This is a genomic window from Streptococcaceae bacterium ESL0729, assembly GCA_029391995.1.
In the GTDB taxonomy this organism is placed as follows: domain Bacteria; phylum Bacillota; class Bacilli; order Lactobacillales; family Streptococcaceae; genus Floricoccus.
Genome location: CP113924.1, coordinates 636,871 through 661,228 on the forward strand (window position 1 = coordinate 636,871; position 24,358 = coordinate 661,228).

Sequence of the window (24,358 nt, forward strand, 5' to 3'; positions counted from 1 at the left end):
GCCAAAGTTCTTACTTTATGCTAAAATTAGTTAATTTATTAAAATTTATATAGTTTACTAATGGAGGATATATGTGTACAGGGATTGGGATTAAATCAGTGGAGGGGCAAGTCTTCTTTGGGCGAACCATGGACCTTAGCCTAGATATCTTTGAAGCTAGTCCTCAAAATCCCATTCCCTCTGGCATTATAAAGCTTCCAAGGGGAACAAGGATTAAAAGTCAGCTCAAGGACTGGACGGCCAAATACAGCATCATGGGGCTTGGAGCTCTTGACTCCTTTGACCTTTATGACGGTGTAAATGAATGCGGACTTGCTGGTAACAATCAAATCTTTGACGACGCCCTAAGAGGAGAGCGTGAAAGTATTGAAAACCAGGGGCTTACTCCCTTTATTGGTGAAGAATTTGTCACCTATATCCTTAGTAAATTCTCATCGGTAAAAGAAATCAGGCAAGTTTATCAAAATTATGCCCTCGTTAATATGCCCTTTGAACTTTGTGGTCAAAAGGTTATGTATCCCCTTCATTATAGCTTTATTGACCCAAGTGGTGACATGATTGTTCTTGAGCCGACAAAAGAGGGCAGGCTTAAGCTCTTTACAGGGCTTGGCGTTGTGACCAACAGTCCCAGCTATGATAAGCATGCCAGGCTGATTAAGCTTGTTAAGAAGGACGGGAAATTTAGCCATGATCGGCTTCTTCTTAAGACTGAGACTAGGAAAAAGGATATTTGTAGCTGTGAGGAGACCACATCTGTCGGGCGTTTTAAAAGGGCCTATGGGTTAGTGGCAGGCCTAGATGATTTTGAGGCCAAAGATGGGATTAGAAAGCTTAGTCGGCTCCTTCAATTCTTGCGGCTTCCGCTAAATCCTGACAAGGAGGAGGGGGTCTTTAAGGAGGCTAATACTGTCTACTGGGTGGCTTATGATTTGGCCAAGCGTACCCTCTATCTTAAGACCAATAAAAATTCGACCCTTAAAAAAAGGCAGCTTGATATTCATCAAAAGGAAATTTCCTATGAAAGTTGCTTGGAGGAAGAGAGTTAAGGAAGAAGACTAATGACAGGCAAAGAAGGTTCAAGCTCAACTTGAATCTTTTTGTTTGAGCAGATAAATGCTTGCAAGTTTTTTGGATTACTAGTATCCTGGATGAAAGTATTTACAAGATTAGGGGGATGGAAGATGAAATATGCAGTTGTTGGGGCTGGAGCCATGGGCTTACGTTACGGGCTTTTACTACAAGATGTAGGACTTGAAGTGGATTTTGTGGAGCCAACCAAGGAGTCGCTTGAGAGAATAAAAAAGCAGGGTAGTAAGGTCTATAGGTCTATTGACCATGAGGATAGAAGGCTTATTCCAGTTAATATCTACTCACCAGAGGATTATGAGGGAAATCCTGATATTTGGATTTTTTTCATGAAGCAGATGCAGCTTGAAGATACCCTAAAACGCCTGGCCCCAAAATTTAAGGAGAGTCAGACAGCTCTTGGTGCCATGAACGGTATGGGACATTTGGAGAAGCTTCAAAAGTATTTTTCAGATGATCGTATCATTGGAGGGACGGCCATGATTGCGACCATCCTGAATGATTTTGGTGATGTTGACTTTATCGGCTCTTGTGCCTCAGTCTATGCCAACCTTTGCGAGGAGCCAACAGCTACCTTGGATCAAGTCTTAAGGGACTTTAAAAAAGCTGGTTTAGAGCCCCAGTATTCTGATAATCTTATGGGGACTGTCTTGACCAAGCTTACCTTTAATTCAGTTGAAAATTCAATTGCGACCATGTTTCAGGCAAGGCTTGGCCAGCTGATTCAGTATGATGATTTTTTGGAAGATATTGCAAGGCCCTTGGTTGAGGAAGCTTATGCGGCAGCTCATGCAGCAGGAATTGAGCTCATTGAATCCCCTGCTCGGATGATTAAATCAATGGATTTAGTCTCAAGAGTAAAATCACCTGACCATTTTCCTTCCATGTACCAAGATTTTGTCAAAGGTCGGCCAACAGAAGTTGATTATATCAATGGCTACCTGGTCGATTTGGCCGAAAGTCACGGCCTAACGGCTCCCACCCATAAATTTGTTACCCACCTGGTTCATCTGTCAGAAAAACTTAGGGACTTTAACCCACCTGTAAATAAACTTGCTAGATAGGTAGCTAAAAAGGCTAGAAGGAAAATCCTTCTAGCCTTTTATTAATCATGCTTATAGGGCAGTAAAGAATGTCAGGAAACCAAAGATGATTCCAGGGGCATTAGCCACAAAGATTGGCCAGTCTTTCTTTTCACCAGATAGGGCATAGATTGACCAAAGTGTGCAGTTTAGTGCAGCAACAAATGGTTGAAGGGGGGCACCCTTGTGACCTGAAAGGTTCATCTGGATTTGTGGGATGTATGACACGTACATACCAACAGCAATGATTGATGCTACAATACCTAAATATTTAATAAATTTTTCTCTCTTCTGAGTCATTCTTACTTCTATCTCCTTGATAAGTTATAGACATTAGTATACGTTAAATTTGTTGGAAAATCAATCGCTTTCAAAATGAATATTTCGTTTTCATTTATTTTCTTATCCGCTTTCATAAATCTGATATTTTCCTGTAATATTAGAGTAAAATCCTTGTAATTTAAAGTATATAGGCACTTTAGGGAATTTGTAAAAAGATAATTTTTGTTTGTTTTTAAGGAAAGCTTCCACAAAGAAGGTCAGTAAATAATCTTCGGCTTTCACAATCTTTGATAAATTGGTATACCTGTTTTTCACATGTTTTACTTGTTTTGCATAAATGATGGAATTTTTACAGGCTAGGGTGAATCTTTAATGGAAGACTTGGAATAAGCTTATTAATCCGCAAATAAAATGGTATAATACGGGGTATGAAAAAAATATTAATCCCACTAATGATAGTAGGGGGAGTTGTTGCTGATCAGCTTGTTAAGCTTGAGACGGTAAAAAATATCCCTCTCGGAGAAAGTAAGTCTGTAATTAAGGGTGTTTTTAGTCTGACCCACCTGCAAAATACTGGTGCAGCCTGGTCACTGATGGAAGGTAAGCAGTGGTTTTTTACCCTCATAACCATCCTGGCCCTTACGGTTGGAAGTTATTTTTTATTAAAAAATATAAATAAAAGGAATGGAATTAGCTATACGGTGGCCTTGATTCTTACGGGGGCTTTGGGTAATTTCATTGACCGCATCCGCCTGGGTTATGTTGTTGATATGTTCCAAGTTGATTTTATTAATTTTCCGATTTTTAATCTGGCAGATATTTTCCTATGTATTGGTGTAGTATTACTTTATATAGCCATCTATTATGATGATAAGAAGAAGGAGAGTCAAAAGAATTGAAAATATTAGTAGAAACTGCGGGAGCTCGTTTAGACAAGGCCCTAGCCGATTTAACAGAGTTCTCAAGAACGGTCACAAATGATCTTGTCAAGGCGGGACTTGTAACTGTTAATGGGCAGGTAGCTAAGGCCAAATACAAGGTTCAAGCAGGGGATGTAATCGAGTTTGAGCCGCCTGTCGAGGAAGTTTTAGAATATCTGCCTGAAGATTTGAATCTTGATATTGTCTATGAAGATGATGATCTGGCAGTAGTCAACAAGCCCCAAGGAATGGTCGTTCACCCGTCAGCAGGACATTCATCAGGAACCATGGTCAATGGACTCATGCATCAGATTAAGAACCTGTCTTCAATCAATGGAGTCATCCGTCCAGGGATTGTCCACAGGATTGACAAGGACACATCTGGTCTTCTCATGGTCGCAAAAAATGATGCAGCCCATGAAAAGCTTGCGGCCCAGCTTAAGGACAAGTCAAGTAAGCGTCGCTATTTAGCTTTGGTTCACGGGGTTTTACCGCGTGACCGAGGCATGATTGAAGCTCCTATTGGTCGTAGTCCTAAAGACCGTAAGAAGCAGGCTGTTGTAGCTGGTGGAAAGGATGCCGTAACTCGCTTTGAAGTCCTTGAACGTTTTGATGACTACAGCTTGATTTCACTGGAGCTTGAAACTGGAAGGACCCATCAAATCAGGGTTCACATGGCCTATATTGGTCACCCTGTAGCAGGAGACCCTTTATATGGGCCTAAGAAGACCCTAACACCAAATGAAGGTCAATTCCTTCATGCCCAAGTGCTTGGTTTTGAACATCCAACAAGTGGCGAATGGCTTGAATTTGAAGCCCCACTACCTGAAGTTTTTGAAAAAGCCGTGGCAAAACTTAAAGCAAACCAAGACAAGTAAAAAACCAGCCTAGGCTGGTTTTTGTTTAAAATATTTGTTAATAACAAAAAATAAAAATATAACGAATCATTGATTTTTATAGAACTTTTTTGATAAAATTACCGATAGTAATTAAAATATTAATTTTAGGAGAATATAATTGAAATATGATGATGAACAAATTGCTCAATTGATTTTATCCCTTCAACTTTTAAAAGGTGTTGGGAATAAAACAATAGTTAAAATGCTTAAGGAAAAAAAACAAGAAATACTAGCTACCAAAAATTTTGATCAAAATTTTTTAGATTCATTAAAAATTAGGGCTATTACCTCAGGTTTGGAAAAAACGTTGAGATCATGGAGTAATCTAAAACTAGAGGCCGCTAATATCATTGAACTAGCATTTAAGGAAGGTATAGCAATCTTACATCCGTTTATGGCTGATTATCCACAGAGGTTGCTAACTAATGATAATTTTCCTCCAGTGTTATTTTGTAAAGGCGATGTCTCATTACTAAACTCCCAAAAGATGGTCGCGATTATTGGAACTCGTAAACCAACTGAATTAGGTGAAAAATTAGGATTTAGACTTTCAACTATCTTATCACAGGATGGTTATACAATAGTTAGTGGATTGGCTGTTGGATGTGATACCCTCGGTCATGAAGGGGCAGTTGTAAATAATGGAAAAACAATAGCTGTTCTTCCAACTCCTATTGATGCTCCCGTTTATCCCAAAGATAATCAAAAATTAGCAAATGAAATTCTTGATAAAGGTGGCCTACTTCTTTCAGAATATCCTCCTGGAAAAAAATTACAAGGAAGAGAACTAATATCTAATTTAGTTGCTAGAGATGAGTGGCAAGCTGGCTTAAGTGATGGAGTCATAGCTATAGAAACTAGTGTTAGTGGGGGAACGAATCATGCGATTAAGCATGCTATTTCTACAAAAACGCCATTAGCCGTATTTGATTATTCTCCAAAATTAAATCAGGAATTTTTTACTAATCCTCGATTTGGAGGAAATTTAAAGTATTTAACAGAAGGAACTGCCCAAGGAATCTTTTTCCCAGAATCAATTGAAGAATTTAAGGAATCAATGAATGAATATAACAAGTATGTTAATTTAAAAGGTAATGACTTTATCCATTTAAAAAAAGAAGAAAGTTTGCCCCCTAAAAATATTGAGTTCGATGTAACACAAATTGATTTATTTGATTGCTAGAAAATAGGAAAATATATGAATACTAATTATAAAATATTAAAACCATTACAATATGAAAACATACTGAACAATTATAATATATTTTTTGAAGGTGTGTCTCAACCAATTTTTTATAAAAAACATTATCCTAGCGGTGAAAATGAAAACAATTCTCATTGGGATTTATCCAAGTTTGTATGGGGGTTAAAATTCAAAGATGAATTAACAAATCTAGCAGAAATTGAAAAAAATAAAGGATATTTCGATAAATACAAAGAAGAATATTATGACATATTAAGAGAATTCATAAATACTGTTATTTCTGATAATAGTAACTATAATTTCGGAATAGTTGCAATACCTTCTAGTACTAAAAATTTTGATAATATGGTTACTCGTATAATTAGAAATACTGTGGATAATTCTCAAGTAGTAGATTTAACGTCTTCCCTTATCCGAACAAAAACTAAACTGGAAGCTAGTAAAGGAGGGGATAGAACACCTCAAGAAAATATTGAAACGCTACGTTTCGACAATAAAAGCAAATGGGAACATCTGAATTGTATTATCGTTGTTGATGATGTTGTTACTACTGGGAATTCATTTGAAGCGGCGGCAACTGTTTTGAAAAGGGCAGGATTTAAAGGAGAGGTTATTAATTTTTCCTTTACAAGAACATTAGCTGCTTCAGGTATTGATAATTATGATGATTGGCAAAAATATTCCAAAGAAGAATTTAAAAATAAATACTTTAAGAATAAAGAAAAATCTTTTAACCGTATTAAAGGAGTTATTTTTGATTTAGATCAAACTTTGTTAAATCCTAGACTGTACACTGGAACGGTAGATTCGGCTTATGATTTAGGAGCTATAAAAGAATTTACTGATATGAATATTCCATTTGCTATTTTAACTAATGCAAACGATAATCATGTTAAATATGTTAAAAATATAAAAAGGCTAGGAGAAAATTTTCCGTATAAAATTAATAACTTTGAAACTATCCATCAGGCTCCTCGTGAATATTTTGGAAATGGAGAAAAAGATTACTATTTTGAATATAAGCCCAGTATAAAGGGGATCAAGAAAGTATTAAAAGAATTATCAGAAGAAGCCGGTTTATTGGAAACTGATCGGATAGTTGGACTTGGAAATACTCCTGAAGACATGATTACTTATCGTGTTGCAGGTCTTGAATGTTGTTTGGCGCTTTGGGGAATTCCTAAGTCAATAAGAGAGTATGCCCGTACTAATTGGAAGGCAGATTACTATTTTGATAGTCTACGTGACTTTAACCGATGGGTTGAGGAAAGCGGCCGTATTACCTCTAATAATTATGATTCTCCATTTGGTATCGATAATCCATTTGGTCCCGATTTACCATCTGAAGATTTACCATTTGATTCATACACAGACTTACCAAATAAAGAGTTACTTAGTGTTTCTGACAATTATACCAATTCAGATATATATGATGATTTAAATAATCATGTTATTGAATTTGATGATTTAGATGTAGATGATGATGATGATGATTTAAATAATTATGTTATTGAATTTGATGATTTAGATGATGATGATGATTATGATTATGATTATGATTATGATTATGATTTAGATGATGATGATGATGATGATTTAGATGATGATGATGATGAGTATTATGTTTTAGATTATGTTTATGATGCTGATTATTATGTTTTAGATGATTATGATGATGATGATGATGATGATGATTATTATTATTTAAATTATGATTAATTTTTGATTTTGATATTGACTATGATTTAGATGATGATGAAGTAGAATGGTTGCAATATTGTTATGACAATTGTTCTGATTGTTATGAATATCCTTGCGATGAGAGATTGGTCTGTAGGTATTATTTCAGTAAAGGAGTATTATAAGGAAGTACACGTACAGTACATAGAATGTTGGTCAGATTTTTATGTTATTAATCCTAAAGCTAGAACTTTGACCCGAGAAGCAGCTGAGCTAAAATTTATAGAAGTATTAAAAAATCATGAATTTAAAAGTTGGTATAATAGTTCGGTCATACCAATCTTTGAATCAATTGGTAGTTTTTCTTGGTCTGAGGGATGGAAGACTCTAGATGAGCTTAGTAGGCGATACAATAAACCAATAGTTTTCAATAAGGATAACCTACCTGTGTCAAAAGAATTAGCGAAATTGTATAAAGAGGTTGTATATACTTGGGGTGAATTAGGCTGGCCTGGAATTTCTAAGAATACTTAAGTATTATGAAGTGAAAATAGACAAGTAAAAAACCAGCCTAGGCTGGTTTTTTTATCATTTACCATTTACTGAGGGAGATTTCCCCACTTGAAATGGTTTTAAGGCCGTCTTTGGTGTCAACGATTAATTCGCCGCGACTGTTAATATCGACAGCTCGTCCTGCGTATTCAATCTTACCCTGCTGGTAGGATACATCGCGTCCTAGGACAAGGGAGTGTTCCTTGTAGATGGCCAGATAGTCCTTGTCAAGGAGCTCAAAAAATTGATTCCAAATCTCTATAATTAGCTGATTTCTTGTGATAGGAGCGTCAGTCTTAAAGAGGCTTGTAACCTTGTCTTTGATTTCATCTGGAAAGTCCTGGATGGAGAAGTTAAGGCCAATTCCAATGATTAAATCAGTAACGGTTTTTGATTCAACGTCCGTCTGGGCTTCAGTCAAAATTCCTGCAAGTTTTTTGCCATTTAGGTAGATGTCATTGACCCACTTGATTTCAGTTTCAAGGCCTGTTAGTTTTTTGATGGCACAAACCACGGCCGCAGCTGTAAGGACTGTATATTGGGGCATGTCATCAAAGAGAAGCTGAGGCTTTATAACCAGGCTCATATAAATACCGCGTCCCTTTTCTGAATAAAAGGCCCGACCAAATCGCCCCCTGGCGTGCCCTTGCTCATTGGCCAGATAGAGGGTCAACTCTTCGAGATCTGTCTTGGCATCAGTCTGAGTGGACTGGCTGGACTTAATAATTTCAACGTTTTTTAGTTGAGGGCTTCCTGCAAGGATTTTTTTAGCGTCAAGAAGGTCACCTGCAATCAGGCGGTAACCCCTATTTTTGACAGAATCAATCAGGACACCGTCCTTTTCAAGGGCCTTGACCGCCTTCCAGACACTTGTTCTGCTGATGTCTAAATTAAGGGCAATCTCCTCACCATTAACATAGTCGCAAGCATCGAATAAAATTTTAAATACTTTTTCTTTAGTCGTCATGGCTTGATTATATCATTTTTATTTGATTTGATAAAAAGTTATCTGCTTAAGGGATTTCTTGAGCTTGAAGCTGGCCTAGGGTTAATGACTTTTGCCCAAAAAAATGGTAGAATTAAAGGAATTATCAAATTAACATGATGAGGGAAAAATAAATGTCAAATATAAATATGAATGAATTAAAGGAACGTCAGAAGAAGATTAGGAATTTCTCAATCATTGCCCACATTGACCACGGGAAATCGACTCTGGCTGACCGAATTCTTGAGCAGACGCAGACGGTTTCTAAGCGTGAGATGCAAGACCAGCTCCTTGACTCAATGGACCTTGAGCGTGAGCGTGGGATTACCATCAAGCTTAATGCTATTGAGCTTAATTATGTGGCCAAAGACGGGGAAACTTACATCTTCCATCTGATCGACACACCAGGGCACGTCGACTTTACCTATGAGGTATCAAGAAGTCTTGCGGCCTGTGAGGGTGCAATCCTTGTCGTTGACGCGGCCCAAGGGATTGAAGCCCAAACCATGGCCAATGTCTATCTAGCCCTTGATAATGACCTTGAGATTATTCCAGTTATCAACAAGATTGACCTACCAGCAGCTGATCCTGAGCGTGTTCGGACTGAGATTGAAGATGTTATCGGTCTTGATGCTAGTGATGCAGTCCTTGCTAGTGCTAAGGCTGGTATTGGGATTGAGGATATTCTTGAGCAGGTTGTTGAAAAGGTTCCAGCTCCAGCTGGTGATGTTGATGCCCCCCTTAAGGCCTTAGTTTTTGACTCAGTCTATGACGCCTACCGCGGGGTTATCCTAAACATCCGTGTGGTTGACGGGGTGGTCAAACCTGGTGACAAGATTCAGATGATGAGTAATGGTAAGACCTTTGATGTGACAGAGGTTGGAATCTTTACCCCTAAGGCTGTAGGGCGTGACTACCTGATGGCGGGTGATGTAGGTTACATCGCAGCAAGCATTAAGACTGTTGCTGACACCCGTGTTGGTGACACAGTAACCCTTGCAGAAAATCCAGCCAGCGAAGCTCTAGCAGGCTACAAGGAACTTAATCCTATGGTTTTCTGTGGTCTTTATCCTATTGACTCAAACAGATATAATGACCTGCGTGAAGCTCTTGAAAAACTGCAATTGAATGATGCCAGCCTTCGTTTTGAACCTGAAACATCTCAAGCCCTTGGTTTTGGTTTCCGCTGTGGCTTTTTGGGACTGCTTCATATGGATGTTATCCAGGAGCGTCTGGAGCGTGAGTTTAATCTTGATTTAATCATGACTGCACCAAGTGTTATCTACCAGGTAAATACAACATCTGGTGAGTCAATTACTGTCTCAAACCCAAGTGAATTCCCTGACCCAACCATGATTGAAAACATTGAAGAGCCTTTTGTTAAAGCTCAAATTATGGTTCCAAGTGAGTTTGTAGGGGCTGTGATGGATCTGGCCCAAAGGAAACGTGGTGAGTTTGTGACCATGGACTATATTGATGATAATAGGGTCAACATCATCTACCAAATTCCGCTGTCTGAAATTGTCTACGACTTCTTTGACAAGCTCAAGTCAAGCACCAAGGGTTATGCAAGCTTTGACTATGAAATCAGCGAATACCGCCCAGGTAACCTGGTTAAGATGGATATCCTCCTTAACGGCGAAAAGGTCGATGCCCTGTCATTTATCGTCCACAAGGACTTTGCCTATGAGCGTGGGAAACTTATTGTTGAAAAACTTAAGAAAATCATCCCTCGCCAGCAGTTTGAGGTGCCAATTCAGGCAGCCATCGGTCACAAGATTGTGGCTAGATCTGACATCAAGGCCCTTCGTAAAAACGTCCTTGCCAAGTGTTATGGTGGTGACGTATCCCGTAAGCGTAAGCTTCTTGAAAAACAAAAAGCCGGTAAAAAACGGATGAAATCAATCGGTTCAGTTGAGGTACCACAGGAAGCCTTCCTAAGTGTCCTTAGCATGGATGAAGAATAGAAGTAAAAAACCACCTTGTGAAGGGTGGTTTTTATTTTTACTTTTCCAAACTTCTGCTGTGTGCTATACTAGAGGGAATTTTAAGACTTAAGGAGACTAGTATGAAAAAAGTGCTTGTAATTGCTGGAACACCCGTTGATACCAAGGCTGGAGCGGAGCTTGTGACCAAGTCCAAGCTTTCTAATGAAATTCAGGTGCTTGAAAAATATATATCTGAGACCCCTAATGAGCAGACCTACTTTCAGACCATGGAGCAGGAGGAGAGGATGTTTAAGATGGAGGAGCTCTTTGAAAGCTACCTGGCCCAAGGAGTTGACATCTTCTTTGTCTACTGCAATTCCCTTTCGGCCTCTGTCGACTTTGACCTCTTAGCCAGCATGTATCAAAAAACAATCATAACCCCCTTCACCATTTATAAGGAGCTGGCTCAAAATCGCAACAAACTGGGCCTTCTAGCAGCCAATGCCCAAGGGGCTGCGGGAGTGGAGCGACTTATGACCCAGATTAATCCTCAAATCAGGATTTCTGCCATCTCAAATCTGGCCTGGGTCTATGCAGTCGAGGAGGAGGTGCCAGCAGCTCAACTTGTAAATGCCTATGGCCTTCCTGCCAGTATTGAGTTTTTCAAGGAAAATGCTGTGGAAGAGGTAATTTTTGCCTGTACCCATTTCCCTTATTTCTTTGAAGACTACCAGAAAAAGACCGATTTAAAATGTCTTAATGTGGGCACCCTCATGCTTGAAAAACTTGAACAAGAACTATAAAAAGAGAGCTAGTATTTAGCTCTTTTTTTATACCCTTAAAAAGTAAAATATATTTTACATTATTCTTGTAAAAAGTATTTGACAATGATATACTAGATAGGTCTTTGTTATATTATTTTTTTCACAAAAAATATGTTCGTGAAATTATAGGATATGTGAATAATTAAACAATGATATTTGGAAAGACAAATAAGATTTTAGGGGAGTTGGGGTGAAAAAGTATATACCTTTAGGGCTATTGATAATTTTTGGACTCTTATCGCTTTTTGTTGGGGTTCATAGTATCAACATGGAAGGGGTATTGTCTGGTGACAAAAATCAATTAATGGTTTTTTCTAAGGTTCGGGTACCACGAACCATTAGTTTAATCTTGGCTGGGGGGATGATTAGTCTTTCGGGGAAAATAATGCAGCATATGATGCAAAATAAGTTTGTATCAGCTGGAACCATTGGCATGATGGATAGTGCCCGTTTGGGTATTTTAATTGCCATGCTTATTTTTCCAAGCAGCACCATCCTTTTAAAGTCAAGTTTTGCCTTTGTTTTTGCCTTTCTTGGCTCCCTGGTCTTTCTGGCTCTAAGTCGGATGCTGCCCAAGGGAGATGAGATGATTCTTCCTCTGGCAGGTATTATGTTTGGTAATATCATTGGATCTGTTGCAACTTTTTTTGCCTATCAGTTTCAGATTGTCCAGAACCTATCGTCTTGGCTTCAGGGAAATTTTTCGGTCGTAATGAAGGGCCAGTATGAGTTAATCTACGTGACTGTGCCAGTCTTTATTGCCATCTATATCCTGGCCTATCAAATTACTGTTTTGGGCCTTGGTGAGGACATGGCAGGAAGTCTTGGGATTAATCACAAGCTTTTAACTCCCTTGGTTTTAGTCCTTGTCTCTCTTGGATCAACATCAGTTTTAATCATGGTTGGAAGCATTCCCTTTTTGGGCATTATCATCCCAAATTTGGTCTCCCTCATGTATGGTGACCACCTGAAAAACACCCTCAGTCAAACTTGGATGGCAGGAAGTATCTTCCTGCTTGTCTGTGACATCTTATCAAGGACAGTTATTGCACCTTATGAGATTCCAGTAAGTGTGATTGTTGGAAGTTTGGGTGGTGGGATCTTTTTATTCTTTTTATACAGGAGGATTAGGCATGCTTAGGGAAAAAAATTACTGGCTAAAGATTAGCTTTACAGCCATTCTAGCAGGAGGGCTAATCTTCCTTTATCTGACCTATAATACTTATGGGAATTGGGAGTTTGCTCTGGCCCTTAGAGGTAAGCGGTTAATAGCCTTTATTTTGGTAGCTCTTGCAAGCTCGGTTTCAACGGTAAGCTTTCAAACCCTTACAACCAATCGACTTTTGAGCCCTGGAATTTTAGGCCTTGATAACCTTTATGTCCTCATTCAGACCTTCCTCTTCTTTATTTTTGGAGGGGTCACCATGCTCTCTCAGGAGTCAACAGCCTTATTTCTAGGAACCATCTTCTTGATGACCCTTGTAAGTACACTGGCTATTGTTATTTTTACTAAAAAAGAGGCTGGTAACCTGTTTGAGGTGCTCATGATTGGGATTATCTCAGGTACCTTCTTCTCAAGTATCAGTAGCTTCCTCCAGGTTGTTATGAATCCCAATGAGTATGACATGCTTCAGGGCAAGCTCTTTGCCTCCTTTAGCAATGTCAATACCTACCACATGCTTTTAGCTAGCCTTTTAATTGCTCTAGGAGTTATTTATTTTTTTGCGATTGCAGGCAAGCTTGATGTCATGCAGCTGGGGCGGGATACTAGTATCAATCTGGGTCTTGATGTTTCAAGGATTCAAATGATTAGTCTGATTCTAATCTCAGTCCTTACAGCAACCTCAACGGCCCTGGTTGGACCGACTGTTTTTCTTGGCTTTATTTTATCAACAATAAGTCGGGCCATCTTTAAGAGTTTTGACCACCGCTATATCTTTCTAGCTTCTAGCCTGATTGGGATAGTAATGCTTGTTGGAGGGCAGTTTCTTGTCGAGCAGGTCTTTGGTTTTACAACGACCATAAGTGTCATCATCCAGTTCCTTGGTGGTCTTATCTTTATCGGAAAAATTATAGGAGAAAGAAAGTATGATTGAGCTTTGTGCGGTTGAAAAAAAGATTGGATCAAGGGATATTTTAAAGGACCTTAATCTTCAAATTCCTAAGGGTAAGCTTGTTGCCTTTATTGGACCAAATGGAGCTGGTAAGTCGACCATGCTGTCTTTGATTAGTCGCCTGCAAAATATAAGCCAGGGGAAAATTTACATTGATGACAAGGAGATTAAAAGCTGGTCATCAAGGGATTTATCAAGGAGGCTGGCCATTTTGAAGCAATCAAACAGCTATAATTTAAAAATAACTGTTAGGGACCTTGTATCCTTTGGTCGCTACCCCCATAGCAAGGGGAGATTGACTACAGAAGATAAAGAAGTTATTGATCAGGTTTTAAGGAAGATGAACCTTTGGGATTTGGCCCAAGATAAGATTGATCAGCTATCTGGGGGGCAGTTGCAGCGAGTTTATATCGCTATGATTTTGGCCCAAGATAGTGACTACATGCTCTTTGATGAACCCCTCAACAATCTGGACATGAATCACGCCCAGCAAATAATGAAGGAACTTAGGGGATTAGTCCAAAATGACGATAAGACAGTCTTTATTGTCCTTCACGACATAAATTTTGCGGCCTCATATGCTGATCATATTATCGCCATGAAGGGTGGGCAAATTTTCAAGGAAGGAAAAACTCCCGATATTATCAGGGAAGATATTTTAAGCGACCTCTATGATATGGACATTCAAGTCCATCAAATAATGGGCAAACCATTTTGCCTCTACTTTAATTAATAAATTTACGGAGAATAATAATTATGAAAAAAATGCTGTCAGCACTTGTTGTCCTAGTAGCTCTTACAGGACTTGTAGCTTGTGGAAGTAAGGATACAAGTAAGTCATCAGAAGCAAGCTCAAGTGCTCAATCAGAGGCAAGTAGCCAAAAAACCATCAAGATTAAAGATTCTAATGGCGAAAAAGAAGTTCCTTATAACCCTCAAAAAGTTGTTGTCTTTGATTTCAGCTCCCTTGATACCATGGACTCACTTGGCCTTAAGGACCGTGTAACAGGACTTCCAACAAGCTCTCTACCAAGCTATCTTGACCAGTACAAGGATATTACATCAGTTGGTGGGGTAAAAGAACCTGATTTAGAGAAGGTTAACCAGCTTAAACCTGATTTAATTATTATTGCAGGTCGTCAAAAGGACTATGAAGAGCAATTATCTAAAATTGCCCCAACTGTCTTCTTCGCACCAGACAGCAAAACTCCTTGGGAATCAACCCAAGAAAGCATCAAGGAGCTTGCTAAAATCTTTGGTAAGGAAAAAGAAGCTGACGAAAAGATTGCTAAAATCCAAAAATCAATGGACAGCATGAAGGCAGCCAATGAAAAATCAGATAAGAAAGCTATGATTATCATGGCAAGTGAAGGAAGTCTTTCAACCTACGGTAAGGGTTCACGTTTTGGAATCGTCTATGACTCATACGGCTTTAAACCAGCTGATGAAGATGTTAAGGCAAGCACCCACGGACAAAATGTCTCATATGAGTACATTGCTGAGAAAAATCCAGATATCATCTTTGTAATTGACCGTACCAAGGCTATTGGTGGTGATGATTCAAAAAATGATCTAGCTGCAAATGACCTAGTTAAGGAAACTAAGGCTGGTAAAAACAATCAAGTAATAAGCCTTGATCCACAAGTTTGGTATTTGGCAGGTTCAGGTCTTGAATCTCTTGATGTGATGACAAGTGACTTGCAAAAGGCAGAATAAATCCTATAAAAAATAAAAAATCTCCAATCATGGAGATTTTTTATTTTTTATAATTTGAATAGAAGGCAGGCCAGTAAGATTAAAAGGAGGCTAATTGCTAAAAGGCCAGCCAGTAAGTAAAGACTAAGGTTTGAAGTCTTGGCTACAGGCTCCTTTGCCGCCTGGTATGATTTTTTAGTCAAATTTGACTTGGGCTTAGAATAAGTGGTGGCGATGGGCGAAAAATTCTTACCAACAAGTGGTAAAGCATTACTTAGAATAAGTTGATTATTTTCTGTCTTAAAGCTTGGCTTAGCTTCCTTCTTGGTAACGGCTCTTAACTCCTGGTTAACTGTAATTTTTTGGTCGTTGATGATACTTTCCCCAGGGCTTAAAAGTGGGGTCATGGCATAATCGGCATAGATTTTATCAAGGAGGGCGTTACCAAAGAGGTGTCTGATGAACTCACTGGGCTCATCATCCCAATCTCCAACCCCCATGATGATTTCAATAACTCGCATGCCATCCTTATTACAGGTGGCAGTATAGTTGTAGGCTCCTTCAGGACTTGAGCCTGTCTTTAAGCCATCAACACCCACGTAACCATAGGCAGCACCAGTCTTGGTACCAGGAAGGGAGTAGTTGTAATTTTCAAAGCTATCCTCATAGGGGGTTCCCTTCATGGTTGTGGCTAGGGCCTGGCTTGTAAAGTCAAGAACCTGCGGGTATTCCTTTAAGATGTGGTAGGCTAGGATGGCAAAATCTCTGGCTGTGGTCGCATTTCCCTTGTAGGGGTCGTAGCCCTCTGGATTATAAAGGCCACTAAAGGCTATGGCCTCAGCTCCACCTGCATTATTGAAGTGGGTATTTGCCATTCCTATCTCCTCGGCCTTGGCATTCATCAGGTCAACGAATTTACCGCTATCTCCCTCGGCAACAAGATTTCCAAGCATAATGGTTGAGACATTCGATGAAGGAACCAGGGTCATGGTCGCAAGCTCTTTGACGGGATAGTCCACTCCAGCTACGATGCTAGCATTACTAACGGCATAAAGCTTACTGATATCTTGGTCGAGCTTACTTGCTGTAACCGTACTTTCCATGCTGAATTTACCCTGATTTATGGCCTCAAAAACCAGGTACATGGTCATAAGTTTGGACATGCTGGCTGGATTTCTAATCTCATCTGGATTATCCTGCCAAAGAATCTGACCATCCTTGGCATCAATTACAATTGATGACTTGGGCTTATAATGCTCCGTAACCTGATAGCCTAGGTCTTGAGCAATTTTTACAAGGTCACCTGTTGGTCCCAAGGTATCATCAGCGAGGATTTTAGTGGGCCAGCTTAAAAATAAACAGGTAAATAATAACAAATAGATAAATTTCTTCAAAACATCTCCTTTATAGTATTTTTGGGCATATAAGGCCATTCTAGCATAGTTTGACTCCTCTCCTCTAGTATTTTTGCCATATAAGTTGAAAATTTCTGAAAAAAGGAAAAAAGAGGCAATAAAATGATAAAATATGACTACAAACATTGAAGAAAGTGGAAATAGACATGCGTTTAGATAAATTTTTAGCCAATATGAATCTGGGATCTCGCTCCGAGGTCAAAAAGGATATAAAAAAAGGCCAGGTAAAGGTCAATGGCCAGGTGATAAAGTCAGACAAGTATCAAATTGATGAAAACCACGACCAGATTAGCTTTAAGGGTCAATTAATTACCTATCAAAAATATTTTTACTACCTCCTTAATAAGCCCAAAGGCTATCTTTCAGCCAAGACAGATAGCAGGGACAAGACTATTATGGATTTATTTAAGGCTTCTGATCGAAGGGAGGACCTTTTTCCTGTGGGAAGGCTTGATAAGGACACGGAAGGTCTTTTACTGGTCACCAATGATGGAGATATGGCCCACAGACTGCTTTCGCCTAAAAAACACGTGCCCAAGCTTTACCAGGCCAGGGTGGCAGGAATCATGACGCTTGATGATGTTAGGCTTTTTGCAGAAGGAATTACGATTGATGGAGGTGAGAGCTGCCTTCCTGCAGAGCTTGAGCTTGTAGCAGTCGATGAAGCCCAAGATACCACCCTTATCAGGCTGACCCTTCATGAGGGAAAATATCATCAGGTTAAGCGAATGGTCAAGGCCGTGGGTAAAGAAGTTCTGTACCTAGAGAGGCTTGGTATGGGGAAATTATTCCTTGATGACAAACTAGGGCGAGGAAGCTATAAGATTTTGTCAGAGCAGGAGCTTGAAAAAATTAATGCAAAATAAAAGCAAGCCCAGCTTGCTTTTTGATTATAACTAAATACTTCCAAGGTAGAGGCCACTCAGACACAGCTGCCACAAGTAGTAAGTAAGCAGGATAAAGAGGACTTCTACAAGAAAGATATAAATGCCTTTAATGGGGAATTTTTTTGACTGAAAGTAGGCATGAATTCCAATAAGATAGGGTAAAAAACTTAGAGGTATCATAATTTTTACCAGACCTACCAGTTGAAGGAGGTTGTCATTATTTAATTTCTTGTAAAATTTGAGATTATAGTAGGAAATAAAGGCTAAAAAAACAATTGAGGCAAGACCCATTAGGATTTTTCTGTACTTAAATGATTTACTGATAAAATAAAGGCCAAGAATATAGAGGATTAGGCAGATTATACTGACCAAAATTGACGATTGGGCAAGTGGCATAGGATTCTCCTTTTTACTTTTTGTTTATTTTATTATAACAAATTTTTATCCATCTTTTTCCTGGCTAGAAAATCAAGAAGGACTTGATTTCAGACCCTTAAAATGGTAACTTTAAGGGTAGCTTGTGAATAAAATATATAAAGGAAATAAAATGGTTGAAGTAGTAATCGAATTTTTTAAGCAGTATCTAGGCCCTAAGATGATGGTCTTTATAATTTCAGTCCTTCCTGTCTTAGAACTTAGGGGAGGGCTTGTGGCAGCAAGACTTTTAGACTTACCCTGGTATCAGGCTGGCCCAATTGCCATTTTAGGAACCATGTTGCCAGTACCCTTTATCATCTTCTTTATTGAGAAAATCCTTGATTTCTTAAGTAGCCACGGTCCCATTAAGGGACTGGCTAAAAAGATTGTTAAGGAGGGACGAGAAGGGGGAGAAAAACTTAAGCGTAAGTATCCAAACAGCCTAAATATCGGTCTCCTTCTGTTTGCGGCCATCCCCTTCCCTGGTTTTGGTGCCTGGACGGGAGCCTTGATTGCAGCCCTTTTAGGGATGTCCCCTAAGAAGTCTCTTCCCGCAATCTTTGCAGGAACAGTCATAGCAGCAGTCCTCATGCTTCTTTTGGCCTATCTCATGCCTGGCCTTCTGATAAAATAAGTATTAATTATAAAAATAAGTCCCTTATTTAAAGTGGGCTTATTTATTTTCTAAGAAGATGATATAAATTTTTGCAAAAAAATCTGAAAAGGGATACAATGACCTTGTTAAGCAATTGCTTATTCTTTATTAAAAATTTGGAGGGTCTCAAAATGGCAGATTATACTGAAAAACAAGAAAAAGTTTTAGAAAAAATTTCACATGTTCTAACAAAACTAGATGAAACTGTTGATAAATACAGTGAGTTAGAAGAAAGTGGAAAATCACACCGCATTAGGGAATGGATTGAAGAGAAAAAAGCTATCCATGAAATCAAAAAAATCTTAAAAGAAGTTGATAAATATTCTGACAATGCAGACCGTGAATATGATAAAGAACTTGCTCAGGTTCAAGAATACGTTGAATCTATTGAGGACCAAATCGGATAGATTTATTTAAAAACAAGCTTAAGTAAGGGGCAGGGATGGGTTAATCCTTGTCCCTTCTTTAAGATATTAGCTAGTTTCTATAAAATTTGCAGGCAGGGAAGATTATTCTTGCCTCGTATCTCACAGTAAGGAGGACTTATGGTTTTCTTTAAGTGAGTAGGAGAGTAGATATGAATATTGAAAAAATGACCACAACCGTGCAAGATGCTCTGGGTGAAGCCCAAGGAATTGCTGTAACCAGGCACAATCAAGCCATTGATACAGCCCATCTTTGGAAGATTTTTGTCCAACCCAACCATTTTGCAAGGAATTTTTATACTGATTTAGGTATTGACCTTGAAGGGTTTGAGGGACTGATTGACAAGCAGATAGATGCCCTGCCAAGTATTACGGGCTCAAATGTTGAATATGGTCAAAGTATCAGTCAGGATTTATTTAATATTTTTAATGAGGCTGATAAGCTAAGGGAAGAATTTAAGGATGACTATCTTTCAACTGAAATTGTTCTTTTAGCCCTCATGAAGGTAAAAAACAACAAGCTAACAAACTACCTTTTGAGCCAGGGGCTTACAGAAGGTGAGATGAAAAAAGCAATTGAAGAATTGAGAGGAGGAGAAAGAGTGACTTCACAAAATCAAGAGGAGCAATATGATGCCCTTGAGAAATATGCCACTGACCTGATTGAAGATGTCAAAAGTGGTAAGATGGACCCAGTGATTGGTCGAGATGAAGAAATTCGTGATGTAATCAGGATTTTATCTCGTAAAACTAAAAATAATCCTGTTTTAATCGGTGAGCCTGGTGTTGGTAAAACAGCTATTGTTGAAGGCTTGGCCCAAAGGATTGTCCGCAAGGATGTGCCTGAAAACTTAAAAAATAAGAGAATCTTCTCACTGGACATGGGTGCCTTGATTGCTGGTGCTAAGTTCCGCGGAGAGTTTGAAGAAAGACTTAAGGCCGTTCTTAAAGAAGTAGAAAAATCTGAAGGACAAATCATCCTTTTCATTGATGAAATCCATAATATTGTTGGAGCTGGTAAAACAGAAGGAAGCATGGATGCCGGAAACCTTTTAAAACCCATGCTTGCCCGGGGTGAGCTTAACGTAGTTGGGGCAACAACCCTTGATGAATACCGCCAGTACATGGAAAAGGATAAGGCTCTTGAGCGTCGTTTCCAAAAGGTTTTGGTTAAAGAACCAACAGTTGATGATGCCATTTCAATCCTTCGTGGTCTTAAAGAGCGTTTTGAAATCCACCACGGAGTTAACATCCATGACAATGCCCTTGTCGCGGCAACTCAACTGTCAGATCGCTATATTACAGACCGCTATCTACCAGACAAGGCCATTGACCTAGTCGATGAAGCCTGTGCAAGTATCCGTGTTGAGATGAACTCAATGCCGACTGAGCTTGACCAGGTTACCCGCCGCCTCCTTCAACTTGAGATTGAAGAGTCTGCCCTTAAAAAAGAAAGTGATGACGCTTCTAAGAAACGCCTAGATACTCTTCGTGGTGAGCTTGCTGACCTGCGTGAGGAAGCAAATACCCTTAAGATGAAGTGGGAGACTGAAAAAGAAGAGGTCAATGCCGTTTCAAATAAAAGGTCTGAAATTGATAAGGCCAAACATGAACTTGAAGATGCTGAAAACAATTATGACCTTGAGCGGGCAGCTGTCCTTCGCCATGGTACAATTCCAGAGCTTGAAAAAGAGCTTGCTAAACTAGAGCAAAAAGCTGCTGGTGACAATAGTGATAAGCTGGTTCAAGAGTCTGTGACTGAGGATTCAATTGCAGAAGTTGTCGGTCGTCTGACAGGTATCCCAGTCAAGAAACTTGTTGAAAGTGACCGCGAAAAACTAATGACCCTCAATCAAACCCTCCACAAACGTGTTATTGGGCAAGATGAAGCAGTGGACGCTGTATCTGATGCAGTAATTAGGTCGCGGGCAGGACTGCAAGACCCCAACCGTCCGATTGGATCATTCCTCTTCTTGGGGCCTACAGGGGTTGGTAAGACAGAGCTTGCCAAGGCCTTGGCTGAAAGCCTGTTTGATTCGGAAGATAACATGGTTCGGATTGACATGAGTGAGTACATGGAAAAACATGCTGTATCTCGTTTAGTTGGGGCCCCTCCAGGATACATTGGTTATGAAGAAGGTGGTCAGCTTACTGAAGCGGTGCGTCGCAATCCTTATACCATTGTCCTTCTTGATGAGATTGAAAAAGCCCATCCAGATGTCTTTAATATTCTCCTTCAAGTTCTTGATGATGGTCGTTTGACTGACTCTAAGGGGCGTGTGGTTGACTTCAAGAACACAGTCATGATTATGACAAGTAACATCGGCTCTCAACTCCTCCTTGAAGGAGTGAGCTCAGAAGGTGAGATTTCTGAAGAGACCAAGGAGCAGGTTCTTGATATCCTCCGTGGAAACTTCAAGCCAGAATTCCTCAACAGGATTGATGACACCATCCTCTTTACACCACTTAGCCTAAATGATGTTAAGGGAATTGTTGACAAGATGGTAGCTTCTGTTGCTAAACGCTTAGAACATCAAGACATTAGCCTTAAAATAAGTGATGAGGCTAAAACCTTTATTGCTGAAAGTGCTTATGAACCAGCTTATGGTGCTCGTCCACTTCGCCGTTATATTACCCGTGAAGTTGAAACTCCTCTTGCCAAAGAGATTGTTTCAGGTAGGGTCACTGGAAAATCTGATGTTGTAATCGATCTTCTAGCTGATAAACTTAACTTTAAAGCCAATAAAAAAGTAGAAGACTAATTAAATGAGTGAATCTTTTGGGATTCACTCATTTTTTAATATTATTTGCAGAAAAGTTAGTTAATTTTTGACAAAATGTATCCGTTTTCATAAGATAAATATAAGGGTTATCTTTAATTAAAAGGAGGATTTATATGAAGAAGAAGATTACACTTGGAATGCTTTTAGTTTTTTTACTGGTGCTTGTTGGCTGCGGTAAGGAAAGTAGTAGCAAGGCAAAAGAAAATAGTCAGGATCCAAAGGAGGTTGTTTTATATGTTACCCGTCACGGGAAGACCATGTTTAACAGCGTTCATAGGGCACAGGGATGGTCAGATACGCCCCTGACAGCACCTGGGGTTGAAGTGGCTGAGCAGTTGGGACGAGGTTTTAAAAAAGATAATATTGAATTTGTTTCTGCTTATTCAAGCGATTTAGGTCGTGCCCGTCAGACAGCCAACTATGCTTTAAGTAACAATGGTCAAAGCGACCTTGCCATCAAGGAAAGTGAAAAGCTAAGAGAAGTCTGCTTTGGTTCTTATGAGGGCGAAACAGATGAGGTTATGTGGGGTGATACAGGACGTGACCAGGGTTATGATACCTATGATGACTTCATGTCAGCAGTTATTGGTGGAGAATCTTCGATTGCAGCCATGCTAACTTCCCTTAAAAAACTTGACAGCTCAAATATGTCTGAAGACTGGGATAGTGTCGGCAACCGGATGCGAGAAGAACTTACAGAAATTGCTCAAAAAACCGAAGAAGCTGGTGGGGGAAATGTCCTTGTTGTAGCTCACGGAATGTCAATCCTTGCCATGATTTCTGAAATGACTGATCAAAAACCAGCAGGTGGTCAACTACCAAATGCAAGCGTTACAAAGATTGTCTACAAGGACGGCAAATTTGATGTAAAAGAACTTGGAAACCTTGAATATGTTGAAAAAGGTGCAGCCTAAGAATACCCTAAAAGAAAAAGACTAACTAAGTGTTAGTCTTTTTTTATTAAAGTGATTCATGCTATTAAAGAAGATGGCAATCAGACAGAAGAGGCTTGCAATTAAAAATGAGTCATGCATGGCTCTTACAAAGTAGGTCGGATTGCTGGCTATATCATTAACGTGATGACCTGCTTGATTTGCGACCAAAAGATTCATGCTAAGAGTTGAAACAGCCACACCAATAACCATTCCAAGGTTTCTAGCTAGAGCATTTAGGGCACCTGCGATTCCAAGGTCTTGAGCTTCGACTGAACTCATGACGATTGTATTATTAGGTGCTTGGAAGAGGGCATTACCAAGGGCTGTAACAGCAACGGAGATGACAATAATCATAAGGTCAGTGTCTCTTTTCCAGAAGCTGTAGGTAAAGATTCCAGCAGATAGAAGGATGAGTCCAATCAAGGTAAGTTTTTGACGGTCATACTTGTCAGCAAGAATTCCTGCTACCGGCGAAAAGACAATCTGAACTAGGGGCATAACCATCATAATCATCCCAGCCTGGCTAGGATTTAGTCCCTTAACTTCTTGAAGGTAAAAGGGCATAATCATGGTGTAGAAAAAGGCAGCAATAAAGATGAAAAGAGCACTTAATAAGCTTCCTGAAAAAAGTTTATTTTTAAATAATCTTAGATTAACCAAAGGACTTTCTATTCTTTTTTCAAGGCTGATAAAGATATAGAAGGTGGCAAGAGTTACTAGGAGAAAGGCAAGGGTTAGAAGATTGGCAAGACCCTTATCCTGTACAAGGGTAATGAAAGCGTAGAAGCTTAGGATTAAAACTGAAAGGATAAGACTTCCCTTGTAGTCGATTTTTGTGCTTGTGGCCTTCTTCTTATTTTTAAGAATCAACTGGCTGCTCAAAATTCCTACAAGACCAATGGGAATATTAATGAGGAAGATATAATGCCATGATAGGTGGTTCAAGATGAATCCACCAAGTCCTGGGCCTGCGATAGCTCCAATTGAGACAAAGGCTGCTACACTTCCAAGGGCCCGTCCCCTTGTTTTTTCAGAAAAGGTTTCAGTAATAATCCCGCTGTTGGTACTCATGGTCATTCCTGAACCAATGGCTTGAATGATTCGGGCAACAATCAGCATAAAGAGGCTGCTACTGATCCCGCAAAGGAGGGAACCTATAACAAAGACAATACCTCCCAGCTTGAAGACCCTTGATTTACCGTAAATGTCGCCAAGTTTACCAAAGGGCAACAGGCTACAGCAGATGACTAGTAAGTAGCTTGATACAATAAGGCTCCCCTTATCTTGGCCAATATTTAACTCCCTACAGATGGTCGGTAGGGCAATATTTACGATACTTGAGTCAAGCGTTGACATGAGGGTAAAGACACAGACGGTCACAAGAATTATAATTTCTTTTAAATTGGATTTTTCCTGCAATTTAAATCTCCTTAATTTATTTTATTTTATTCATCTATTTTCTTATGGAATCTACCTGGGTAAAATTCCAGCAAGAACAATCTTAACAGACCTAGGCACCAGATTCAAGGTAATTTTTGAAAAAGCTCTTCTTGCTTGTTATAAACTTAAAAAAAATTGTGATTTTTACCT

The 24,358-nt window shown here is 39.3% G+C and carries 23 protein-coding genes; 18 read left to right on the forward strand and 5 right to left on the reverse strand.

Annotation, left to right across the window (positions count from 1 at the left end; all coding sequences use genetic code 11):
• Positions 1-71: 71 nt before the first annotated feature.
• The gene (locus tag OZX68_03215) at positions 72-1,046 is read left to right on the forward strand and encodes a linear amide C-N hydrolase (protein WEV61252.1); all 975 of its coding nucleotides are present in this window, start codon (positions 72-74) and stop codon (positions 1,044-1,046) included.
• A gap of 135 nt (positions 1,047-1,181) precedes the next feature.
• Positions 1,182-2,150: a ketopantoate reductase family protein gene (locus OZX68_03220; protein WEV61253.1), complete on the forward strand. Its 969-nt coding sequence runs from the start codon at positions 1,182-1,184 to the stop codon at positions 2,148-2,150.
• Positions 2,151-2,201: 51 nt separating this feature from the next.
• Here the strand turns inward: OZX68_03220 and OZX68_03225 are convergent, their stop codons facing one another.
• Positions 2,202-2,468, reverse strand: a complete 267-nt coding sequence (locus tag OZX68_03225) for a SemiSWEET family transporter (protein ID WEV61254.1) — start codon at positions 2,466-2,468, stop codon at positions 2,202-2,204.
• Positions 2,469-2,878: 410 nt separating this feature from the next.
• Here OZX68_03225 and lspA point away from each other — a divergent pair, with 410 nt between their 5' ends.
• From lspA to OZX68_03250, 5 genes are all read left to right on the forward strand, one after another.
• Positions 2,879-3,349 carry a signal peptidase II gene (gene lspA / locus OZX68_03230; GenBank protein WEV61255.1) on the forward strand — a complete coding sequence of 157 codons (471 nt, stop codon included), beginning with the start codon at positions 2,879-2,881 and terminating at the stop codon, positions 3,347-3,349.
• Positions 3,346-4,248 carry an RluA family pseudouridine synthase gene (locus OZX68_03235; protein WEV61256.1) on the forward strand — a complete coding sequence of 301 codons (903 nt, stop codon included), beginning with the start codon at positions 3,346-3,348 and terminating at the stop codon, positions 4,246-4,248. The genes lspA and OZX68_03235 overlap by 4 nt, the downstream gene beginning before the upstream one ends.
• 139 nt (positions 4,249-4,387) lie before the next feature.
• Positions 4,388-5,452, forward strand: a complete 1,065-nt coding sequence (locus tag OZX68_03240; protein WEV61257.1) for a DNA-processing protein DprA — start codon at positions 4,388-4,390, stop codon at positions 5,450-5,452.
• A gap of 15 nt (positions 5,453-5,467) precedes the next feature.
• Positions 5,468-7,192 carry a hypothetical protein gene (locus tag OZX68_03245; GenBank protein WEV61258.1) on the forward strand — a complete coding sequence of 575 codons (1,725 nt, stop codon included), beginning with the start codon at positions 5,468-5,470 and terminating at the stop codon, positions 7,190-7,192.
• Between the two features lie 63 nt (positions 7,193-7,255).
• Positions 7,256-7,687: a hypothetical protein gene (locus OZX68_03250; GenBank protein WEV61259.1), complete on the forward strand. Its 432-nt coding sequence runs from the start codon at positions 7,256-7,258 to the stop codon at positions 7,685-7,687.
• 58 nt (positions 7,688-7,745) lie between these two features.
• Here the strand turns inward: OZX68_03250 and birA are convergent, their stop codons facing one another.
• Complete coding sequence (gene birA, locus OZX68_03255) at positions 7,746-8,672, reverse strand: bifunctional biotin--[acetyl-CoA-carboxylase] ligase/biotin operon repressor BirA (GenBank protein ID WEV61260.1); 927 nt, start codon at positions 8,670-8,672, stop codon at positions 7,746-7,748.
• A 161-nt stretch (positions 8,673-8,833) separates the two neighbouring features.
• On the opposite strand from birA, the gene lepA reads away from it, so the two are divergent.
• From lepA to OZX68_03285, 6 genes are all read left to right on the forward strand, one after another.
• Entirely contained in the window at positions 8,834-10,657 is a 1,824-nt protein-coding gene (gene lepA / locus OZX68_03260) for a translation elongation factor 4 (protein WEV61365.1), read from the forward strand.
• Positions 10,658-10,758: 101 nt separating this feature from the next.
• On the forward strand, positions 10,759-11,421 hold the full coding sequence (locus OZX68_03265; protein WEV61261.1) for a glutamate racemase: 663 nt from the start codon (positions 10,759-10,761) through the stop codon (positions 11,419-11,421).
• Between the two features lie 211 nt (positions 11,422-11,632).
• Complete coding sequence (locus OZX68_03270) at positions 11,633-12,583, forward strand: iron chelate uptake ABC transporter family permease subunit (protein WEV61262.1); 951 nt, start codon at positions 11,633-11,635, stop codon at positions 12,581-12,583.
• Positions 12,576-13,538, forward strand: a complete 963-nt coding sequence (locus OZX68_03275; GenBank protein WEV61263.1) for an iron chelate uptake ABC transporter family permease subunit — start codon at positions 12,576-12,578, stop codon at positions 13,536-13,538. Before OZX68_03270 ends, OZX68_03275 begins: the two co-directional genes overlap by 8 nt.
• Positions 13,531-14,289, forward strand: a complete 759-nt coding sequence (locus tag OZX68_03280; GenBank protein WEV61264.1) for an ATP-binding cassette domain-containing protein — start codon at positions 13,531-13,533, stop codon at positions 14,287-14,289. The genes OZX68_03275 and OZX68_03280 overlap by 8 nt, the downstream gene beginning before the upstream one ends.
• A gap of 23 nt (positions 14,290-14,312) precedes the next feature.
• Positions 14,313-15,272 (forward strand): siderophore ABC transporter substrate-binding protein, encoded by a 960-nt coding sequence (locus tag OZX68_03285; protein WEV61265.1) that lies wholly within the window; start codon positions 14,313-14,315, stop codon positions 15,270-15,272.
• Between the two features lie 47 nt (positions 15,273-15,319).
• On the opposite strand, the gene OZX68_03290 is transcribed toward OZX68_03285, so the two are convergent.
• A complete protein-coding gene (locus OZX68_03290; protein WEV61266.1) occupies positions 15,320-16,645 on the reverse strand; it encodes a serine hydrolase in 1,326 nt (441 codons plus the stop codon).
• Between the two features lie 167 nt (positions 16,646-16,812).
• On the opposite strand from OZX68_03290, the gene OZX68_03295 reads away from it, so the two are divergent.
• Entirely contained in the window at positions 16,813-17,532 is a 720-nt protein-coding gene (locus OZX68_03295) for a pseudouridine synthase (GenBank protein ID WEV61267.1), read from the forward strand.
• Between the two features lie 30 nt (positions 17,533-17,562).
• Here the strand turns inward: OZX68_03295 and OZX68_03300 are convergent, their stop codons facing one another.
• Positions 17,563-17,949: a hypothetical protein gene (locus OZX68_03300; GenBank protein WEV61268.1), complete on the reverse strand. Its 387-nt coding sequence runs from the start codon at positions 17,947-17,949 to the stop codon at positions 17,563-17,565.
• Between the two features lie 151 nt (positions 17,950-18,100).
• Here OZX68_03300 and OZX68_03305 point away from each other — a divergent pair, with 151 nt between their 5' ends.
• From OZX68_03305 to OZX68_03320, 4 genes are all read left to right on the forward strand, one after another.
• A complete protein-coding gene (locus tag OZX68_03305) occupies positions 18,101-18,604 on the forward strand; it encodes a small multi-drug export protein (protein ID WEV61269.1) in 504 nt (167 codons plus the stop codon).
• A 152-nt stretch (positions 18,605-18,756) separates the two neighbouring features.
• Positions 18,757-19,032, forward strand: a complete 276-nt coding sequence (locus OZX68_03310; GenBank protein ID WEV61270.1) for a hypothetical protein — start codon at positions 18,757-18,759, stop codon at positions 19,030-19,032.
• A gap of 170 nt (positions 19,033-19,202) precedes the next feature.
• Positions 19,203-21,812 carry an ATP-dependent chaperone ClpB gene (gene clpB, locus OZX68_03315; protein ID WEV61271.1) on the forward strand — a complete coding sequence of 870 codons (2,610 nt, stop codon included), beginning with the start codon at positions 19,203-19,205 and terminating at the stop codon, positions 21,810-21,812.
• A gap of 134 nt (positions 21,813-21,946) precedes the next feature.
• Positions 21,947-22,747: a histidine phosphatase family protein gene (locus OZX68_03320; protein WEV61272.1), complete on the forward strand. Its 801-nt coding sequence runs from the start codon at positions 21,947-21,949 to the stop codon at positions 22,745-22,747.
• Between the two features lie 21 nt (positions 22,748-22,768).
• Here OZX68_03320 and OZX68_03325 read toward each other — a convergent pair whose 3' ends face one another.
• On the reverse strand, positions 22,769-24,187 hold the full coding sequence (locus OZX68_03325; GenBank protein ID WEV61273.1) for an MFS transporter: 1,419 nt from the start codon (positions 24,185-24,187) through the stop codon (positions 22,769-22,771).
• Between the last annotated feature and the right edge of the window lie 171 nt (positions 24,188-24,358).